Below are 17,778 nucleotides of genomic sequence, written 5' to 3'. Positions count from 1 at the left end.
ATTATGGCCGGTGTTGAACTCGTTAAAGTGGCCAAGCGCTACGGTAAACAGTCGGTGCTGCATCCGCTCGACCTGACCATTCCCGACGGCAGCTTTACCGTGCTGGTTGGCCCGTCCGGCTGCGGCAAGTCGACGCTGCTGCGCCTGCTCGCCGGACTGGAGAGCCTGTCCGACGGCGCGATTCTGATGGATAAGGTGCAGATTAACGATCGCGATCCCGCCGATCGCGACATTGCGATGGTGTTTCAGAGTTATGCGCTCTATCCGCATCTGACGGTGGCCGAAAACCTGGCGTTTCACATGCAGGTGAAGAAGGTACGCCGCGATGAGCAGCAGCAGAAAATCGCGCGCATCGCCGCGATTCTTGGCATTGATAAGCTGCTGCAACGCTACCCGCGCGCGCTATCGGGTGGGCAGCGTCAGCGCGTGGCGATGGGCCGCGCCATGGTGCGTAATCCGCAGGTGTTTCTGTTTGACGAACCGCTCTCTAACCTTGATGCCCAGCTGCGCATGGAGCTGCGCGCCGAGATCAAATCGCTGCATCAGCGTTTCAAAACCACCATGGTGTATGTCACGCACGATCAGGTAGAAGCGATGACGCTGGCCGATCAGATTGTGGTGATGAAAGAGGGACGCATCGTGCAACAGGGCGCACCGCTGGCGATCTACGATCGTCCGGCAGATACCTTTGTGGCGCGTTTTATTGGTTCGCCGCCCATGAACCTGTTACCGGCACAATTGCTGACGCACGATGGCGTGACGGGCGTGCAGTGTCAGGACTGGTGGCAACCGCTGCCCGCGCAGTGGCAGGCGGTGGCGCGGGAACGTGAAGGCGCTGCCGTGACGCTGGGGGTGCGCCCGCACGATCTGTGCGAAGTGCAGGACGGCGCGCCTGCGGGGGTGAATGTGGTGGAGATTACCGGGGAATCAACTCTGCTGCACCTTGACTGGCACGGTCATGCGCTGCATATGCAGATGGCCGGACGGCATGCGGCCAGCAGTGGCGCGACGCTGCGCATCGGTTTCAATCCGCAAAAAATTCATCTGTTCGATGCCGAAAGTGGTTTACGCCTGGCGGAAAAGTAAGCGCGGCGCGGTTTTCAGGTGCCGGGGCGCATCAATGCGCACCCGGCCCAAAAACCTGTTATTACCTTGCAGGGTCACGGTCTACGGTGACCAGACGGGCTGACTTTTTCCCTCCGGCGTCAGCCTTCAGCCGTCGCCGGCTGGAACGTCCGGCGGTTGACGCTGGTCAGCACCACCAGCAGTGCCATCATCAGCAACTCCACCGCCAGCGTACCGCTGATGGCTGCCAGATGATTACCATGCTGATTGATCTGGGTGAACACGCCGCCGAGCAGCATCGGTCCCAGTCCCAGCGCCGATTGCTGCACGGTAGACAGCACCGCACTGCCTGCGCCGGCCTGATGATGCGGCACCCCGCTCATGCCAATCCGGTAGAAGGTGCTGACAATAAACGACTGGCCAAAGCCAATCAGCGCGGTAGCCGGAATCAACGTAGCAATGCCCACCTGCGGCCACTTCAGCTGCAGCGTCGCGATCAGCGCCACCAGCCCGACCATCTGAATCGCACAGCCAGACAGTAACGTGGCACGTTTACCATAGCGCTCAACCATGCGGGTAGTACGCATTGAGCCGATAAAATAGGCCGCCCCCAGGGCAATAAACGCATTGCCGGACTGGAAAGCGGTCATGCCGATGCCGGATTGCAGCGTCAGCGCCACCGCGAACATAAAGCCGCTCCAGCAGGAGAAGAACAGCACCGCCAGCGTCAGACCAAAACGCACGCTGGAAAGACGCAGCAGCGAGGGCGGCAGCAGCGGCGATCCGCCAGCGGCTTCCAGTCGCAGCGCGCTGTGGCGCAGCCGATGCAGAAACAACGGAAACAGCGCCAGCAGTAACAGGCACGGCCACGACCAGTGCAGCAGCGGCCCCAGCGCGAGTGCCAGCATCAGACAGCCGATCGCGCCAGCCAGCAGCAGCGTACCGCTCACATCCACCGGCACCCGCTTGAGGTTATGCGTTTCCGGTACGAAGCGGCGCGCGGTCAGCAGGACGAACAGGCAGATCGGCAGGTTGATGAGAAACACGCTGCGCCAGCCGTAGCCGCCAATATCGGCTTTGATCAAAAAACCGCCCAGCACCTGGCCAACAATAAAAGCCAGCCCGCCGATACCGCCGTACAGGCCAATCGCCCGCGCATGCGCCCTGCCCTGCAGCGTAACGTGCAGCGTGGCGAGAATCTGCGGCACCATAAAAGCGGCACCGACGCCCTGCAGCGCGCGCGCAAACATCAGCATGCCGACGCTGTTAGCGATGCCGCACAATAATGACGCAATGCCAAAGATCCAGACGCCAGCCAGAAACACGCGACGGCGGCCAAAGTTATCACCCAGGCGTCCGCCCATCGCCAGACAAATAGCAAAAGCGATACCGTACACCGCCACGATCAGCGCCAGCGCGATCGGCGAGGCACGCAGCGATTGCGCCATCGCATCCAGCGCGACGTTGACTATGGAAAAGTCGATCATCGGCAATAGCTGCCCGGCCAGCAGGACCACCAGTCCTGCACGTTGAAGTTGCGATGTCTGCATAGCGTTAACCTTGTTTTTAGTTTCACTACGGCATAGCATCACCTAACCATTAAACGGGTACCAGTTCTTGATTATCATGGTATAAATTCTACCCGTCTCGTCTGGAGAGCTGCTGATGAGCACCGCGCAAACCCTTACCCCCGCTGAGCTGAACAACCGTAAATTACTCGGTACCTTTTTACGTACGCGCCGTGAGAGCCTGGATCCTAACCGCCTCGGTTTACCGCGCATGCGTCAGCGCCGCACGCCGGGTTTACGCCGTGAAGAGGTAGCGCAGCTGGCGGATGTCGGCGTCACCTGGTACACCTGGCTGGAACAGGGGCGCGATATCAAAGCCTCCACCAAAACGCTGACGGCCATCGCCAGCGCCCTGCAATGCAATGATGTTGAGACGCAGCATCTTTTCTCGCTGGCCGGACACACCCTGCCATCGACGCGCGTCGCCGCTGCCTGCTGCAAACTCGCCGGACATAATCAGCAAATGCTGGATGCCATTCAGCTACCGGCGATCATCGAAACGCCGCGCTTCGATATCCTCGGCTATAACCAGGCGTGGTGTGCACTGATGGGCGTCGATTTAGCCCAGATCGCGCCGGAAGATCGCAACTGTATCTGGCTGGCGTTCAACCATGCCGGCTGGCGCAACGTGATGACCGACTGGGACGAAGTAATGCCACAGATGGTGGCGATGTTTCGCGGTCAGATGGGCGAGCATCTGGGCGATCCGCACTGGGAGAGCTTCCTGGCGCGATTGCTGAACAGTTCCGATGAGTTCGCGCACACCTGGCAGCGCTACGAACTGGGCAAGGTAGAAAACCGCGTGAAACGCTTTTACCGTGCCGAAGTGGGCGAAATGACGCTACGCCAGAACAACTGGTGGTCGGCGTCACGCAACGGCGACCGCCTGCTGGTGTATGTGCCGGATGATGCCGCCAGCGCAGCGGCGCTGCAGCAGTTAACGGCGCGCTGAATCCTGCCGCTTTCTTAGCATGTCAGGCTGAAGGTGTTTATACGTTGTATCGACATCATCACGGCTATACAATGTATACACATCCTTCGGAGGCCTGTTATGACGACCGTCACCTTAAAGAAATGGGGCAACAGTCCCTCGATTCGCATCCCATCCAGCGTGATGCAATCCGCGTCGCTCAGCGTGAACGATAAACTGGAACTCAGCGTTGAAGATGGCAAGCTGATCCTTGTGCCGCTCAGGGAAAAGGTGTATTCACTGGACGCTCTGCTGGACGAGATCACCGACGATAACGTCCATGATAAAATTGATTTTGGACCTTCAGTGGGCAAGGAAAGAATCTGATGGTGTCACGTTTTGTTCCCGATGCAGGCGATCTCATCTGGCTGGATTTTGATCCCACCCTTGGCCATGAACAGGGCGGCCATCGTCCTGCGGTTGTGCTGAGTCCCTTTGCCTATAACAACAAGGTCGGCATGTTGTTGTGCGTCCCGTGTACCACCCAGGTCAAAGGCTATCCTTTCGAAGTTTCCCTTGTCGGTAGCCGTGAAAGTGTGGCGCTGGCCGATCAGGTCACCTCCATCGACTGGCGCGCCAGAAAAGTGGTGAAAAAAAGCCATGTGACCGCCGACGAACTGAGTGAGATTCGCGCTAAAGCTAAAGCGCTGATTGGCTGACGTCCGTTATCTTTGCCATCGCCACCGATAAGAATGTCCTGCGCTATCCCCAACCTTATTTATCCTGACTATGCTTATCAGACGATAATAAATTCAGGAGAGCGCATGAAACTACTTTATTTCGTTTCGCTTATTGCTGCAGCCGGTTATTTACTGGCTTTCTTACCTAAACTGCGCACCCGTCGCGAGCCTGTGGCTTATTGGGGGTGCTGGGCTTATTTAGGTCTGAACGCGGTATATTGGGCAGTATTTGCGTTTCGCTATTATTTTCTGCGCTAACCGTGGTAACGTCATGAAGGAGTTATGTTATGTCAGAAAACAATCGCGATCGGATGCCCTATTTACTCTATTTTTCCCGTCAGCGTTTACTGGTGGAAAATATCGACGGCCATATCGTTGATATTGGCGGTGCGGAAAGAGTGGGCGATCGTTATCGCTGGCAGCTGGACGGTAAAGATGCCGGGGGAGAAACGGAGCAGGAAGTGGACGAATTACTGGCCGAGGTGGAAAAACACCTGAGCTTTTTGTTCGTCGATGGCCAGTTTACCAGCCTGCCCGATGTCAGTGCTGATTATGGCGATCGGCTGGATAACGCGCCCTCACGGCAAATTGCACTACCCGAGTTCAACGACCGCGATGAAGATATCGTGCGTTAAGCCACAGAAGCAGGCTGCCGTCAGGCAGCCTGTCAGCACTCAGGCCGCCGGTGTGGTACTGGCCATACCGGGCACCAGAATCACTTTGCGGCAATCCTCTTTGCGTTTTTCAAAGATTTCATAGCCGCGCGCGGCCTCTTCCAGCGGCATATGGTGCGTCACAATCTCTTCCGGCGTCAGCAGCCCTTGTTCAATCAGCGACAGCAGGCGCGGTAAATAGGCCTGCACATGCGTCTGGCCCATTTTAAACGTCAGTCCTTTATCGAATGCATCGCCAAACAGGAAGCCGTGGATAAAGCCGGCATACACGCCCGGCACGCTGACCACACCGCCACGGCGCACTGCCGCAATACACTGCCGCAGGGCCTTCCCGCTGCTGCCCTCCAGCTTCAGATTACTCATCACTGTTTCCGTCAGGCTGCCCTTGGCTTCAAAACCTACCGCATCGATTACCGCATCAACGCCCCGGTGGCCCTGGGTATGATCAATGATCCAGCCAGCAGGATCGTCGATTTCGTCAAAATTGATCGGCGTAACTCCATAACGCTGGCGGGCAAATTCCAGTCGATAAGCGTTGTGGTCAATCATAAAGATCTCTTCCGCCCCTGCCAGGCGCGCGCAGGCGGCGCTCAGTAACCCGACCGGGCCGGCGCCAAAAATGGCGACGCTGGAGCCTTTATCCAGTCCGGCATTTTGCACTGCCTGCCAGGCGGTGGGCAGGATATCGGAGAGAAACAGTACTTTTTCATCCGGTAGCGCCAGCGGCACTTTAAACGGCCCGACATTGGCTTTTGGTACCCGCACATATTCCGCCTGGCCGCCCGGCACGCCGCCGTACAGTTTGCTGTAGCCAAATAACGCTGCAGGCGGGGTAATATTTTTCTTGTTTAAAATAGCACCGCGCCCGCTATTGGTATTTTCACAGGCCGCATACTGATGCAGATGACAAAAGAAACAGTCGCCACAGGCAATAACAAAGGGCACCACAACGCGATCGCCAATTTTCACATTGGTAACCTCACTCCCCGCTTCCACCACTTCACCCATAAATTCGTGACCAAATATATCACCGTGATCGGTACCGGGAATTTTCCCGCGATAAAGATGTAAGTCGGAGCCGCAAATTGCCGTCGCGGTGACGCGTAAAATAATGTCGTCCGGCTGCTCTAAAATCGGGTCAGGAACAGTTTCAACGCGCACCCGATGTGGGCCATGATAAGTTAACGCTTTCATAATCAGCTCCTCATAAATAAGCGTAACGAAAGGCTGTCTTTATTTAACCTGAATCGCTTAAGCCTGGTAGTAATAGTCGAATAGGCAAGCGTATCGGTATCGGGTGCAGAGCGGGGTCCGGCGCAGTTGCGCTTTGTGCGATATCTCGCAGAGAGGCATTTCTTACAGTAACGGCTAAAAATAATACTGGATATGCAAACAGTATATTGTATACTTATCCAGCAGTCTGATGGACTGTTCCACGTTTGTAAGAGGTGATACTGATGATGATCTCAACGGAAAGTCTTGCTGCTCTCAACGCAACTCTGCTGATGAGCAGCCGTGAAATTGCCAGAATAACCGGCATCACGCATGGCGAAGTGAAGCGCCTGATTAAAAGCCTGGAAACCGCGCAGCGCCTTTCCCAGCCTGTCACGGTGAATCATTACGAGCATGAAGGTGAGACACGTCAGGAGTTCCAGCTGAATAAACGTGACTCGCTGCTGGCGGTTGCTCGTCTTTCCCCTGGCTTTACCGCCGAACTGCTGGACCGCTGGCAGGAGCGGGAAAAATTCACCCATCTGCCCGACTTCACCAATCCGGCGGAAGCGGCACGTGCCTGGGCAGAACAGTTTGAGCAACGCCGTGCGGCGGAACAGCAACTGGCGCTGACGGCCCCAAAGGCAGAATTCTTTGATCGCTTTGTTGATGTGCATGAGTCGCTGGGTTTTCGCCAGTTGTGCAAAATGCTCAAGGTGAAAGAGCCAGAGTTTCGGCAGTTTCTGCTTGAGCGCAACATTATGTACCGTGACAAAGGTGCGCTGACGCCACAGCAGCACCATCTGCAGGCTGGCTATTTTGCACTGCGCAGCGGAATGGGTGAAAACCAGCATGCTTTTTCGCAGGCACGGTTTACCGCGAAAGGCGTGAAGTGGGTTGCCAGCCTGTGGGCCGGTCATGTCGCTGCACGGCCGAATGGTGTCGCTGCCTGATATTCAGCCGGTCAGGACGACCGGCTGGATTCGCTTAGCGCTGATGGCGGCGGCGCTGGAGCCGATGGCGAAACTGCCTGACCTCTTCGCGTGACCAGCAGCGAGAGGAGAGCGGCAGGCTGTCATCAACCGCCGCCGGCAGCGGCAATTTTTCCAGCGTGCCACGATTACACATAGCACGCGCCAGCGTGGTACAGGGGATATCAAGGTAATGCGCCATCTGCGGCAGCGTCATCAGAGTGGTACGCATACTCACCTCCATTTGGCTTATGTTTCGCCTTTCATGGTTGAGCAGCCCGGCAGATGTTTTTTTGATCGCGATCAGCCTACGCCTTAATTCAGGTTAAAAATTAATCAACCCGCTACCCTGTGGTCTGCGCCATCGCTTCGCTCACTGTGCCGCCGGAAAGTTTCGCTGAATCGGTGCAAACGCGCTGGCGGTTTTGCCGATCAGCCGTTGTGGCCGGAACTCTTTCAGCAGGTCGCTGGGACTGTCGCCGATCAGCTCTTGCGCCACCAGCCGGCCAATCAACGGTGACAGCGTGATGCCACTGTGCGTCACCGCGACATACACGCGCTGATGCGGGGTGACAAAGCCCAGCGCCGGCAAACCATCAGCCGGACGCGCCCGCTGCCCGACGACAATCTGCTCGATCTGCAACGCACCAGCCGTGGCAAACAGCGCACGGTAGCGCTCACGAAACTGATCGGCGATGGCACTATGAGTCGACGGCGGCGCGCCCGGATCGGCCAGGTGATCGAGATCCAGCGCCTGTAACAGTAACCGCCCGCCGCCGTCCGGGCGCACGTTCAGCTGCGGAGAAATCAGGTTGGTGCCAAGCGATAACGGCTGTGGTGCGGTGCGCGCCAGAAAGCTGCAGGCCACCGCATCAGGCTTGCTGGTGTCAATCAGCGCCAGTTCCAGACCAAGCGTATGCAGCAGCTGATTGGCCCAGCGTCCGGTCGCCAGCACCAGACGATCACCCTGCCACTGCTCACCCTGCTCCAGCTGCACCGTCACGCCTTCCGCATTTTCACTGATGTGCTGAATCGCCTGATGCTGATGCAGTACCGCGCCGTGCGCCTGCGCCTCTGACCACAGCCGTGCCAGATACAGCGCTGGATAGAGCACCGATTCCGTTGGAAAATGCCAGATGCTACCGTGCACCGCAGACGCACGCAGTTCAGGAATTTCCTGCTGCAGCTCGGCCAGCGTCCTTTGCCGTGCCGCATAGCCAGCGGCCTGCAAGGCGGTGGCACGCTGCTGCAGTTGCTGTTCGGCTTCACCCGCGCCGGCCCACTCCCAGGTGCCACAAGGTTCCAGCCAGCGCACGCCATTGGTCTGCGTCAGCTGCAGCCGGATATGCTCCTCCATCGCCAGCGCATTGAGGCGGTGGTAGCTGGCAGGCTGTTTGCCGTTGGAGTTCACCCAGGCAAATGTGGTGCTGCTGGTGCCCGCGCCCATGTGTTGCCGGTCAAAGAGGGTCACCTGCACGCCCTGCCGCGCCAGCGCCCACGCCACGGCGAGGCCGATCACACCCGCACCGATTACCGCCACTTTTTGCGTCGTCATAGCTGTCTCCTCTGATTGCCCGTCATCATAGCAGTCACCGCAGCGAAAACTGGCCTGAGGGTCATAGGAATTACTTCTCAGATTATTCAATAAATAAAAAAAGCGTGACGGTGCGTTAAAGTCGCTTCGCTCGCTGGCGCACTCCCCTTACCGGGTCTACGGTTAATTGAAAAAGCACAAGAATTTAACTAACCATGGAAAGCCGCTATGACCGCCCATGTCGATACCACAGCAAGCCAGGAAAGCGATCTCCTTCAGTTGCATCACGCATTGCTGGCTCATCTTGAACATTTATTGCCTGCCGGGCAGCAGGCCGATCGCGTTCGGGCCGCCATGCGTGCCGGCACGCTGGCACCGGGCAAACGTATTCGTCCGCTCTTGCTGCTGCTGGCAGCACGCGATATGGGCTGTGACGTGGCGCAGCAGGGCATCCTTGATCTTGCCTGTGCAGTCGAAATGGTGCACGCCGCCTCACTGATCCTTGACGACATTCCATCAATGGATAACGCCCGGATGCGACGTGGACGCCCGGCAATCCACTGTGAATATGGGGAAAACGTGGCGATCCTGGCGGCGGTCGCGCTACTCAGCCGCGCCTTTGAGGTGATTGCACTCGCGCCGGGTCTGCCGGCAACGCACAAAGCCGAAGCCATTGCCGAGCTCTCCTCTGCCGTGGGCCTGCAGGGACTGGTTCAGGGTCAATTCCAGGATCTGCATGACGGCGCGCACAGCCGCAGTCCGGAAGCCATTACCCTGACCAATGAACTGAAAACCAGCGTCCTGTTTCGCGCCACGCTGCAGATGGCGGCGATTGTGGCCGATGCGTCAGTGCAGGTGCGTCAGCGTTTAAGCTATTTTGCGCAGGATTTAGGTCAGGCATTCCAGTTACTGGACGACCTGGCAGATGGCTCTAAGCACACCGGCAAGGACTGTCATCAGGATCAGGGCAAATCCACTCTGGTGCAGATGCTGGGCCCGGAAGGGGCTGAACGTCGTCTGCGCGACCATCTAAGCAGCGCCGATGCACACCTTGCCTGCGCCTGCCATCGCGGTGTCGCCACCCGTCAATATATGCACGCCCTGTTTAATCAACAGCTGGCGATGTTTAACTGAAGCCGGTCATACCTATGGGGCATTTTGCCGTTATTGCGCCACCGCTCTACAGCCACTTTCACGCATTGCAGGCGCTGGCGCAAACGCTGCTGGCGCGCGGACACCGCATCACCTTTATTCAGCAAAGCGATGCACGCGCCTTGCTGAGCGACGAGCGTATTGCCTTTGTGGCCGTCGGCGAGCGCACGCATCCTGCCGGATCGCTCTCCAGCGAACTCAGGCGGCTGGCGGCACCGGGCGGGCTGTCGCTGTTTCGCGTGATTCACGATCTGGCCAGCACCACCGATATGCTGTGCCGCGAACTGCCCGCGGTGCTGAAACGGCTACAGGTCGATGGTGTGATTGCCGACCAAATGGAAGCGGCTGGCGGTCTGGTGGCAGAGGCGTTACAGCTGCCATTCGTGTCGGTGGCCTGCGCGCTGCCGGTCAATCGTGAAGCGGCCATTCCGCTGGCGGTAATGCCCTTTCGCTTTGCTCAGGATGAGAAAGCGCTGCAGCGCTATCAGGCCAGCAGCGACATCTACGACCGCATCATGCGTCGTCATGGCGCTGTCATCGCTCGTCATGCGCGCGCCTTCGGCCTGCCCGAACGCCATGGCTTACATCAGTGTCTGTCGCCGCTGGCGCAAATCAGTCAGCTGGTGCCCGCTTTTGATTTTCCGCGTCAGCAACTGCCAGCCTGCTATCACAGCGTGGGCCCGCTGCGGACTCCAGTCGCTAGCGGCGCGCTCGCCGCACCCTGGGCAGCGCTGCGCCAGCCGGTGGTGTATGCCTCGCTGGGCACGCTACAGGGACATCGCTTTCGCCTGTTTCTGCACCTGGCCCAGGCCTGCCGCAATCAGCAGCTGTCGCTGGTGGTGGCACACTGTGGCGGGTTGACCGCCAGCCAGGCACATCAGCTCAGACTGGCCGGTGCTGCGTGGGTGACCGATTTTGTGGATCAGCGGGCGGCGCTGCAGCATGCGCAACTGTTTATCACCCATGCCGGTCTGAACAGTGCGCTGGAAGCGCTGGAGTGTGGCACGCCGATGCTGGCGCTGCCGATCGCCTTCGATCAGCCCGGCGTGGCGGCACGTATTGAGTGGCACGGCGTCGGCCGGCGCGCCTCACGTTTCGGCCGCGTCGCGCAGCTGGAGCACCACCTGCAACAGTTGCTGAGTGACGATCGCTATCGTCTGCGCATGTCAGCCATTCAGGCGCAGCTGCAGCGGGCCGGTGGCTGTACGCGCGCGGCGGATATTGTCGAGCAGGCGCTGTGTCAGCAGCAAATCGTGCTGGCGGAGGCCACCTGATGCGCGCACCTTATGATGTCATTCTGGTCGGTGCCGGCCTGGCTAACGGGCTGATTGCGCTGCGTTTACGCCAGCTGCAGCCCGCACTTAAGGTTTTGCTGCTGGAGAGTCAGGCGCAGCCGGCCGGCAATCATACCTGGTCGTTCCATCGCGAAGACGTCAGCGAAGCGCAGTTCCGCTGGCTCGAGCCGCTGCTTTCGGCGCGCTGGCCCGGTTATCAGGTACGCTTCCCCACCCTGCGTCGCCAGCTGGATGGAGAATATTGCTCGATTGCCTCGGAGGATTTTGCCCGGCACTTACAGCAGGTGCTCGGTGCCGCGCTACGCACCGCAGCGCCGGTCAGCGAGGTCTCGCCCACCGGGGTCAGACTGGCGGATGGCGGGATGTTACAGGCGCAGGCGGTGATTGACGGACGCGGACTGCAGCCGACACCGCATCTGCAGCTCGGCTATCAGGCATTTGTCGGTCAGGAGTGGCAGCTGGCCGCGCCGCATGGCCTGCAGCAGCCAATATTGATGGACGCCAGCGTCGATCAACAGCAGGGTTATCGCTTTGTTTACACCCTGCCGCTCAGTGCCAGCCGTTTACTGATTGAAGATACCCACTACATCAACCATGCCACGCTCGATGCCGCACAGGCGCGCCGGCACATTGCGGACTATGCCCACCAGCGCGGCTGGAATCTGAGCCAGCTGCTGCGCGAGGAGCACGGCTCGCTGCCGATCACGCTCAGCGGCGATATCGATCAGTTCTGGCAACAACAGCACGGACAACCGTGCAGCGGGCTGCGCGCAGGACTGTTTCACGCCACCACCGGTTACTCGCTGCCCGCCGCAGTGGCGCTGGCGGAGAAGATTGCCAGCACGCTGCCCGCCGATGCCCATACGCTGAGCCACTGCATCGAATCCTTTGCCCGTCAGCACTGGCGCGAGCAGCGCTTTTTCCGTCTGTTGAATCGCATGTTGTTTCTTGCCGGACGGCCTGAACAGCGCTGGCGCGTGATGCAGCGTTTTTACCGGCTTGACGCCGGATTGATTAGCCGCTTTTACGCCGGGCAACTGCGCTTCGGCGATAAAGCACGCATTCTGTGCGGCAAACCGCCGGTCCCTCTCGGCGAAGCGCTGCGCGCATTGATGATGACCTCTCCGTTACCAGGGAAGAAATAATGAAACGCACCTATGTGATTGGCGCAGGCTTCGGTGGCCTGGCGCTGGCGATTCGTCTGCAAGCGGCCGGCGTGCCGGTCACGCTGCTGGAGCAGCGCGATAAGCCTGGCGGGCGCGCCTATGTTTATCAGGATCAGGGTTTTACCTTTGATGCCGGTCCGACGGTGATTACCGATCCCAGTGCTATCGAGGCGCTGTTTACGCTGGCAGGCAAGCAACTCAGTGATTATGTCGACCTGATGCCGGTGACGCCGTTTTATCGCCTGTGCTGGGAAGACGGCAGGCAGCTGGACTACGACAACAATCAGGCGCAGCTGGAGCAGCAGATTGCTACTTTTAACCCGCAGGATGTCGCCGGTTACCGCCAGTTTCTGGCCTATTCACAGGATGTGTTTCGTGAGGGCTATCTGAAACTGGGCACCGTGCCTTTTCTGCATTTCCGCGACATGCTGCGTGCCGGGCCACAGTTAGGTCGGCTGCAGGCCTGGCGCAGTGTCTACAGCATGGTGGCGAAATTTATTCAGGACGATCATCTGCGCCAGGCTTTTTCCTTTCACTCGTTGCTGGTCGGCGGTAATCCTTTTGCAACGTCTTCGATCTATACCTTAATTCACGCACTGGAGCGCGAATGGGGCGTGTGGTTTCCGCGCGGCGGTACCGGTGCGCTGGTTGATGGCATGGCGCGTCTGTTTCGCGATTTGGGCGGTGAACTGCTGCTCAACGCCGAAGTCAGCCAGCTGGAGACCGAGGGTAACCGCATCAGCGGTGTCCAGCTGAAGGATGGGCGCCGTTTTGCCGCCGCCGCCGTTGCGTCAAATGCTGACGTGGTGCATACCTACGATCGCCTGTTGAGCCAGCATCCTGCGGCGCGTAAACGCGCGGCGACGCTGAAGCGCAAGCGGATGAGTAACTCGCTGTTTGTGCTCTATTTTGGTCTTAATCATGCCCATCCGCAGCTGGCGCATCACACGGTGTGCTTTGGTCCGCGCTATCGTGAATTGATCGATGAGATCTTCAATAGCAGCCAGCTGGCGGAAGATTTCTCGCTGTATCTGCACGCGCCCTGCTCCAGCGATCCGTCGCTGGCACCGGCGAGCTGCGGCAGTTTTTACGTGCTGGCACCGGTGCCGCATCTCGGCACCGCCGCAATTGACTGGCAACAGGAAGGACCGCGCTTGCGCGATCGCATTTTTGCTTATCTGGAGGAGCACTATATGCCGGGTCTGCGACAGCAGTTAGTAACACACCGTATGTTTACGCCGTTTGATTTTCGCGACACGCTGCACGCGCATCAGGGCTCAGCGTTTTCGCTCGAACCCATTTTGACGCAAAGCGCCTGGTTCCGGCCGCATAACCGCGATGCCGACATTACTAACTTTTATCTGGTGGGGGCTGGCACGCATCCCGGTGCCGGTGTGCCAGGCGTGATCGGCTCCGCGAAAGCCACCGCCCAGCTGATGGTGGAGGATCTGACCGGATGAACCAACCGCCGCTGATTGAGCAGGTCACGCAAACCATGGCGCAGGGCTCCAAAAGTTTCGCCAGCGCTACCCGACTGTTTGATCCTCCAACGCGCCGCAGTACGCTGATGCTGTACGCCTGGTGTCGTCACTGTGACGATGTGATAGATGGTCAGACGCTGGGCGAAGGCGGCACGCAGCACGCGGTGGCAGATGCCCAGGCACGGATGCGCCACCTGCAAATCGAAACCCGCCGCGCCTACAGCGGTGCCCACATGGATGAACCGGCGTTTCGTGCCTTTCAGGAAGTGGCGCTGACGCATCAGCTTCCCCAGCAGCTGGCGTTTGATCATCTGGAAGGGTTTGCGATGGATGCGCGTGAAGAACGTTACGCGTGTTTCGGGGACACGATGCGTTACTGCTATCACGTGGCCGGCGTGGTGGGGTTAATGATGGCGCGCGTGATGGGCGTACGTGATGAGCGCGTACTCGATCACGCCTGTGATTTGGGTCTGGCGTTTCAGCTGACCAATATCGCACGGGATATCGTTGAGGACGCGGAGAATGGCCGTTGCTATCTGCCACAAAGCTGGCTGGATGAGGCCGGACTGAGCGCCGCCCAGCTCGCCGATCCGCAACATCGCGCAGCGCTGGCCCCGCTGGCGGCGCGTCTGGTGCGCGAGGCTGAACCTTACTATCAGTCAGCGCGCAGCGGGCTGCCCGGACTGCCGCTCCGTTCGGCATGGGCGATCGCCACCGCGCGCGGCGTTTACCGTGAAATTGGCGTAAAGGTGCAGCACGCCGGCGCCCGGGCGTGGGATGCGCGCCAGCGCACCAGTAAAGGCGAAAAGCTGGCGCTGCTGGTGAAAGGTGCCGGCGTCGCGCTTACTTCGCGCCTTGCTCATCCCCAGGCGCGTCCTGCCGGTCTGTGGCAGCGTCCGCGTTGACACGACGCCCATGGCGCTGGCGCAGCGTCGCCTGCAGCTTGTGCAGCGGCGGGGCGTAAAGAAAGCCAAAGGAAACGCAGCCCTCCCGTCCCCGCACCGCATGATGCATGCGGTGCGCCATATACAACCGCTTCAGATAGCCTTTGCGCGGAATGTAGCGGAACGGCCAGCGCTGATGGACCAGGCCGTCATGCACCATAAAATAGAGCGCGCCATAGGTCGTCATGCCAGCGCCAATCCATTGCAGCGGCCAGACACCGTTGACACCCAGCCAAATCAGGCCAATCGACAGCAGCGCAAACACCACGGCATACAGGTCGTTGAGCTCAAATTTGCTCTCATGCGGTTCATGATGCGACAAATGCCAGCCCCATCCCCAGCCATGCATAATGTATTTATGCGACAGCGCCGCGACGATCTCCATCAGTATCACGGTAGCCAGCAGGATAAGCGCATTCCATAACCAGAGCATCATTGGTCCATTTGCGAAGAGTGAGAGTATAAAGGTGGACGTGGATAGCGAAAGGCGCAAGTCCCCGGCAAAAAAACGCACCGGCAGCGTACATACCAGCCAGGTCACAGATGCGTGCTGTCACTGTCAGACAAGCAAAGCGGCAAGGAGGTTATCCTGAATGGCGGCCGGGTGGGTCTGCTTTACATCGATTTAACAGCTGGTTAGTATAGCCAGCGGTTCAGCGGTCCAGGCTGCTGCGTACGCGTTAACGTCAATCAACGCACCATATGCAGAGACTTTCTGCCTCATTTCTATGGTGCGCAAACATGTCCCATACCGCTTTATCTGCTGATTCTGCCCTGCGTCGTTCCGGCTTTTTCCTGCTGCTGCTGTTACTCACCGCCGCCAACTTACGCACGCCCATCACCGCCACCGGGCCGGTGCTGGAAAATATTCGCCTGACATTTGGCCTGAGCGCCAGCGCTGCCGGCGTGATTAACTTTTTACCGCTGCTGATGTTCGCCACGCTGGCTCCTCCAGCCGCCTGGTTTGGCAATCGCTTTGGCCTGGAGCGCAGTCTGTGGGGGGCGTTACTCCTGATCGTCCTGGGTTCACTGCTGCGAATCAGCGGCAGCGAAACGGCACTGTGGCTGGGTACGCTGATTCTCAGCAGCGGGATCGCGGCGGCCAACGTCCTGCTGCCGCCGCTGATTAAGCGGGATTACACCGCGCACACCGCGCGTTATATCGGGCTGTATGCCATGACCATGGGCATCACCGCCAGCATCGCTTCCGGCGTGGCCGTGCCGCTGGCCGAACTCAGCAGCGCCGGCTGGCGTCTGTCGCTGGCGGTCTGGCTGATTCCGGCGCTGGTCGCGCTGCTGGCGTGGCTGCCGCAGCTGAAAAATCCCGCGACGCGTGAGCAGCGCGCGACAGAGGTCACCGTAACGCGTTCGCCGTGGCGTTCCGCGATCGGCTGGCAGGTGTCGTTGTTCATGGCCAGCCAGTCGCTGCTGTTTTATACCCTGATTGGCTGGTTTACCCCGTTCGCACAGGATAATGGCATCAGTCAGCTGCAGGCGGGCGGCATGTTGTTCGTCTATCAAATTGTGGCGATCGCCTCCAATCTGGCCTGTATGCGGGCGCTGAAGCAGCTGCGCGATCAGCGTCTGATCGGGCTACTGGCCTCGCTGTCGATCTTCCTCGCGGTGACCGGCCTGCTACTGGCACCCGCATGGTCGCTATTGTGGCTGATTCTGGCAGGCCTCGGTGCGGGCGCCTCGCTGCTGATCAGCCTGTCACTGTTTAATTTACGCACCCGGGACCATCGCCAGGCCTCGAAACTCTCCGGCATGGCGCAGTGCGTGGGGTACGGGCTGGCGGCGCTGGGACCGCTGTGCTTCGGCATGCTGCATGATGTCAGCGGTAGCTGGCAGCTCCCGCTGCTGATGCTGTTGGCGGTAAGCGCGCTGCAAATGGCGATGGCGCTGCTGGCCGGACGCGACCGCGCTATCTGACCTCAGACCGTGACGGCGTTAAGCGCCTCCTGCCGTTCCAGTTCGCGCACGCGTGGGATCACTTCACGCCCAAAGAACTCCACCTCTTCATGGAAATGCAGAAACGCCAGCAGCAGTAAATCCACGCCAGCGCGTTTCTGCTCCATGATGCGCTCAGCAATTTGCTGCGGCGTGCCAATCAGATTGGTTTTGAAACCGTCGTTGTATTGCACCAGATCCTCGAAGGAGGATTTGGCCCAGTTGCCCTCGCCTTCCGGCGACGCGCTGCCGGCATTTTTCACCTCATGCTGGAAGCCTTTCACTGCATCCGGATTGGCTTTGGCGATGATCTCCTGCAGCACCGCCTGGGCTTCCTGTTCGCTCTCGCGGGCGATGACAAAACCATTCAGGCCGATTTTAACGGCGTGCTGATTGACGGCGGCTTTGGCGCGGATATCGTCTACCTGCTGGCGTACGCCCTGAGGCGTGTTGCCGTTGGTGAAGTACCAGTCAGACACCCGTGACGCCATGTCGCGCGCGGCGCGCGAGCTGCCGCCCTGAAAAATTTCCGGTAGAGGATCGAGTGGTTTAGGCTTGAGCGCGTAGTCGCGGAAGCGATAAAAATCCCCGGCGAAGCTGAAGCTGCTTTCACGCCAGATGCCGCGCAGGCAGCGAATGAACTCTTCCGAACGCAGATAGCGCTCTTCGTGATCGAGCCAGGGTTCACCAATCGCTTTGAACTCGCCGCGAAACCAGCCGCTGACAATGTTCACCGCGATGCGCGGACCGTACAGATGGCTGATGGTAGCGATCTGCTTCGCCGCCAGCGTCGGATTCCACGGCCCCGGCAGCAGCGCGGCAATCACTTTGAGTTTTGTGGTGTGGCTCAGCAGATCCTGAGAGAAGGTGACTGATTCGTGCTGATTATCCGCGCCATAGCCGGCGGTGAAACGAATCTGCGTCAGGGCATAATCGAAGCCGGCGCGTTCAGCGATTTTCGCCAGTTCACGGTTGTACTCCGCGTCCCAGCGCGTGCGCTGCTCGATCTGACTGATGACTAAACCCCCTGAAACATTAGGCACCCAGTAAGCAAACTGCAGCGGTTTTACCTGTGACATAGGTTTCTCCTGAGACTTCTTATAGCTGGATTAACGT

19 protein-coding genes are annotated in these 17,778 nt (G+C 59.1%); 13 read left to right on the top strand and 6 right to left on the bottom strand.

Annotated elements, in window-relative coordinates; all coding sequences use genetic code 11:
- Positions 1-3 precede the first annotated feature (3 nt).
- On the top strand, positions 4-1,086 hold the full coding sequence (locus tag KOL70_RS17430; RefSeq protein WP_058770341.1) for an ABC transporter ATP-binding protein: 1,083 nt from the start codon (positions 4-6) through the stop codon (positions 1,084-1,086).
- A gap of 119 nt (positions 1,087-1,205) precedes the next feature.
- Here the strand turns inward: KOL70_RS17430 and KOL70_RS17425 are convergent, their stop codons facing one another.
- Positions 1,206-2,615, bottom strand: coding sequence for an MFS transporter (locus KOL70_RS17425; protein WP_058781049.1), 1,410 nt, complete (start codon positions 2,613-2,615; stop codon positions 1,206-1,208).
- A 115-nt stretch (positions 2,616-2,730) separates the two neighbouring features.
- Here KOL70_RS17425 and KOL70_RS17420 point away from each other — a divergent pair, with 115 nt between their 5' ends.
- From KOL70_RS17420 to KOL70_RS17400, 5 genes are all read left to right on the top strand, one after another.
- Positions 2,731-3,585: a helix-turn-helix transcriptional regulator gene (locus KOL70_RS17420; RefSeq protein WP_058770343.1), complete on the top strand. Its 855-nt coding sequence runs from the start codon at positions 2,731-2,733 to the stop codon at positions 3,583-3,585.
- Between the two features lie 99 nt (positions 3,586-3,684).
- On the top strand, positions 3,685-3,930 hold the full coding sequence (locus KOL70_RS17415) for an AbrB/MazE/SpoVT family DNA-binding domain-containing protein (protein ID WP_215481172.1): 246 nt from the start codon (positions 3,685-3,687) through the stop codon (positions 3,928-3,930).
- Positions 3,930-4,262 carry an endoribonuclease MazF gene (mazF, locus tag KOL70_RS17410; protein WP_215481170.1) on the top strand — a complete coding sequence of 111 codons (333 nt, stop codon included), beginning with the start codon at positions 3,930-3,932 and terminating at the stop codon, positions 4,260-4,262. The genes KOL70_RS17415 and mazF overlap by 1 nt, the downstream gene beginning before the upstream one ends.
- 105 nt (positions 4,263-4,367) lie before the next feature.
- Positions 4,368-4,541, top strand: a complete 174-nt coding sequence (locus KOL70_RS17405; RefSeq protein WP_021508895.1) for a hypothetical protein — start codon at positions 4,368-4,370, stop codon at positions 4,539-4,541.
- 29 nt (positions 4,542-4,570) lie between these two features.
- Positions 4,571-4,918, top strand: coding sequence for a hypothetical protein (locus KOL70_RS17400; RefSeq protein WP_215481169.1), 348 nt, complete (start codon positions 4,571-4,573; stop codon positions 4,916-4,918).
- 39 nt (positions 4,919-4,957) lie between these two features.
- Here KOL70_RS17400 and KOL70_RS17395 read toward each other — a convergent pair whose 3' ends face one another.
- Positions 4,958-6,151: a zinc-dependent alcohol dehydrogenase gene (locus KOL70_RS17395; protein ID WP_021508893.1), complete on the bottom strand. Its 1,194-nt coding sequence runs from the start codon at positions 6,149-6,151 to the stop codon at positions 4,958-4,960.
- A gap of 263 nt (positions 6,152-6,414) precedes the next feature.
- On the opposite strand from KOL70_RS17395, the gene KOL70_RS17390 reads away from it, so the two are divergent.
- Complete coding sequence (locus KOL70_RS17390; RefSeq protein WP_021508892.1) at positions 6,415-7,122, top strand: phage antirepressor KilAC domain-containing protein; 708 nt, start codon at positions 6,415-6,417, stop codon at positions 7,120-7,122.
- Positions 7,123-7,156: 34 nt separating this feature from the next.
- Here KOL70_RS17390 and KOL70_RS17385 read toward each other — a convergent pair whose 3' ends face one another.
- Positions 7,157-7,372: a hypothetical protein gene (locus KOL70_RS17385; RefSeq protein WP_021508891.1), complete on the bottom strand. Its 216-nt coding sequence runs from the start codon at positions 7,370-7,372 to the stop codon at positions 7,157-7,159.
- 141 nt (positions 7,373-7,513) lie between these two features.
- Complete coding sequence (locus tag KOL70_RS17380; protein WP_371824668.1) at positions 7,514-8,785, bottom strand: NAD(P)/FAD-dependent oxidoreductase; 1,272 nt, start codon at positions 8,783-8,785, stop codon at positions 7,514-7,516.
- A gap of 117 nt (positions 8,786-8,902) precedes the next feature.
- Here KOL70_RS17380 and KOL70_RS17375 point away from each other — a divergent pair, with 117 nt between their 5' ends.
- From KOL70_RS17375 to crtB, 5 genes are read left to right on the top strand one after another with little or no spacing between them, the layout of a single operon-like run.
- Positions 8,903-9,808, top strand: a complete 906-nt coding sequence (locus KOL70_RS17375; RefSeq protein ID WP_215481165.1) for a polyprenyl synthetase family protein — start codon at positions 8,903-8,905, stop codon at positions 9,806-9,808.
- A 14-nt stretch (positions 9,809-9,822) separates the two neighbouring features.
- On the top strand, positions 9,823-11,100 hold the full coding sequence (locus tag KOL70_RS17370; protein ID WP_215481164.1) for a glycosyltransferase: 1,278 nt from the start codon (positions 9,823-9,825) through the stop codon (positions 11,098-11,100).
- Positions 11,100-12,266, top strand: a complete 1,167-nt coding sequence (crtY, locus tag KOL70_RS17365; RefSeq protein WP_215481162.1) for a lycopene beta-cyclase CrtY — start codon at positions 11,100-11,102, stop codon at positions 12,264-12,266. Before KOL70_RS17370 ends, crtY begins: the two co-directional genes overlap by 1 nt.
- The gene (locus tag KOL70_RS17360) at positions 12,266-13,747 is read left to right on the top strand and encodes a phytoene desaturase (RefSeq protein WP_215481160.1); all 1,482 of its coding nucleotides are present in this window, start codon (positions 12,266-12,268) and stop codon (positions 13,745-13,747) included. The genes crtY and KOL70_RS17360 overlap by 1 nt, the downstream gene beginning before the upstream one ends.
- Positions 13,744-14,673 carry a 15-cis-phytoene synthase CrtB gene (crtB, locus tag KOL70_RS17355; protein ID WP_125310190.1) on the top strand — a complete coding sequence of 310 codons (930 nt, stop codon included), beginning with the start codon at positions 13,744-13,746 and terminating at the stop codon, positions 14,671-14,673. Before KOL70_RS17360 ends, crtB begins: the two co-directional genes overlap by 4 nt.
- Here crtB and KOL70_RS17350 read toward each other — a convergent pair.
- On the bottom strand, positions 14,612-15,145 hold the full coding sequence (locus tag KOL70_RS17350) for a sterol desaturase family protein (protein WP_022547228.1): 534 nt from the start codon (positions 15,143-15,145) through the stop codon (positions 14,612-14,614). The genes crtB and KOL70_RS17350 overlap by 62 nt on opposite strands.
- Before the next feature lie 308 nt (positions 15,146-15,453).
- Here KOL70_RS17350 and KOL70_RS17345 point away from each other — a divergent pair, with 308 nt between their 5' ends.
- Entirely contained in the window at positions 15,454-16,644 is a 1,191-nt protein-coding gene (locus KOL70_RS17345; protein ID WP_166710547.1) for an MFS transporter, read from the top strand.
- Positions 16,645-16,646: 2 nt separating this feature from the next.
- On the opposite strand, the gene sfnG is transcribed toward KOL70_RS17345, so the two are convergent.
- Positions 16,647-17,741: a dimethylsulfone monooxygenase SfnG gene (sfnG, locus tag KOL70_RS17340; RefSeq protein WP_021508881.1), complete on the bottom strand. Its 1,095-nt coding sequence runs from the start codon at positions 17,739-17,741 to the stop codon at positions 16,647-16,649.
- Between the last annotated feature and the right edge of the window lie 37 nt (positions 17,742-17,778).

This window comes from Pantoea sp. B270 (assembly GCF_018726825.1).
GTDB classification, from domain to species: Bacteria; Pseudomonadota; Gammaproteobacteria; order Enterobacterales; family Enterobacteriaceae; genus Pantoea; species Pantoea dispersa.
The sequence above is the reverse complement of the archived record's forward strand: the minus strand, read 5'-3'. Positions and strand labels throughout refer to the sequence as shown.

What these genes read in the sequence shown, in the direction of transcription:
- KOL70_RS17430 (WP_058770341.1), top strand. Translation starts at nt 4, where the DNA reads ATGGCCGGTGTTGAACTCGTTAAAGTGGCCAAGCGCTACGGTAAACAG.
- KOL70_RS17425 (WP_058781049.1), bottom strand. Translation starts at nt 2,615, where the DNA reads ATGCAGACATCGCAACTTCAACGTGCAGGACTGGTGGTCCTGCTGGCC.
- KOL70_RS17420 (WP_058770343.1), top strand. Translation starts at nt 2,731, where the DNA reads ATGAGCACCGCGCAAACCCTTACCCCCGCTGAGCTGAACAACCGTAAA.
- KOL70_RS17415 (WP_215481172.1), top strand. Translation starts at nt 3,685, where the DNA reads ATGACGACCGTCACCTTAAAGAAATGGGGCAACAGTCCCTCGATTCGC.
- mazF (WP_215481170.1), top strand. Translation starts at nt 3,930, where the DNA reads ATGGTGTCACGTTTTGTTCCCGATGCAGGCGATCTCATCTGGCTGGAT.
- KOL70_RS17405 (WP_021508895.1), top strand. Translation starts at nt 4,368, where the DNA reads ATGAAACTACTTTATTTCGTTTCGCTTATTGCTGCAGCCGGTTATTTA.
- KOL70_RS17400 (WP_215481169.1), top strand. Translation starts at nt 4,571, where the DNA reads ATGTCAGAAAACAATCGCGATCGGATGCCCTATTTACTCTATTTTTCC.
- KOL70_RS17395 (WP_021508893.1), bottom strand. Translation starts at nt 6,151, where the DNA reads ATGAAAGCGTTAACTTATCATGGCCCACATCGGGTGCGCGTTGAAACT.
- KOL70_RS17390 (WP_021508892.1), top strand. Translation starts at nt 6,415, where the DNA reads ATGATGATCTCAACGGAAAGTCTTGCTGCTCTCAACGCAACTCTGCTG.
- KOL70_RS17385 (WP_021508891.1), bottom strand. Translation starts at nt 7,372, where the DNA reads ATGCGTACCACTCTGATGACGCTGCCGCAGATGGCGCATTACCTTGAT.
- KOL70_RS17375 (WP_215481165.1), top strand. Translation starts at nt 8,903, where the DNA reads ATGACCGCCCATGTCGATACCACAGCAAGCCAGGAAAGCGATCTCCTT.
- KOL70_RS17370 (WP_215481164.1), top strand. Translation starts at nt 9,823, where the DNA reads ATGGGGCATTTTGCCGTTATTGCGCCACCGCTCTACAGCCACTTTCAC.
- crtY (WP_215481162.1), top strand. Translation starts at nt 11,100, where the DNA reads ATGCGCGCACCTTATGATGTCATTCTGGTCGGTGCCGGCCTGGCTAAC.
- KOL70_RS17360 (WP_215481160.1), top strand. Translation starts at nt 12,266, where the DNA reads ATGAAACGCACCTATGTGATTGGCGCAGGCTTCGGTGGCCTGGCGCTG.
- crtB (WP_125310190.1), top strand. Translation starts at nt 13,744, where the DNA reads ATGAACCAACCGCCGCTGATTGAGCAGGTCACGCAAACCATGGCGCAG.
- KOL70_RS17350 (WP_022547228.1), bottom strand. Translation starts at nt 15,145, where the DNA reads ATGCTCTGGTTATGGAATGCGCTTATCCTGCTGGCTACCGTGATACTG.
- KOL70_RS17345 (WP_166710547.1), top strand. Translation starts at nt 15,454, where the DNA reads ATGTCCCATACCGCTTTATCTGCTGATTCTGCCCTGCGTCGTTCCGGC.
- sfnG (WP_021508881.1), bottom strand. Translation starts at nt 17,741, where the DNA reads ATGTCACAGGTAAAACCGCTGCAGTTTGCTTACTGGGTGCCTAATGTT.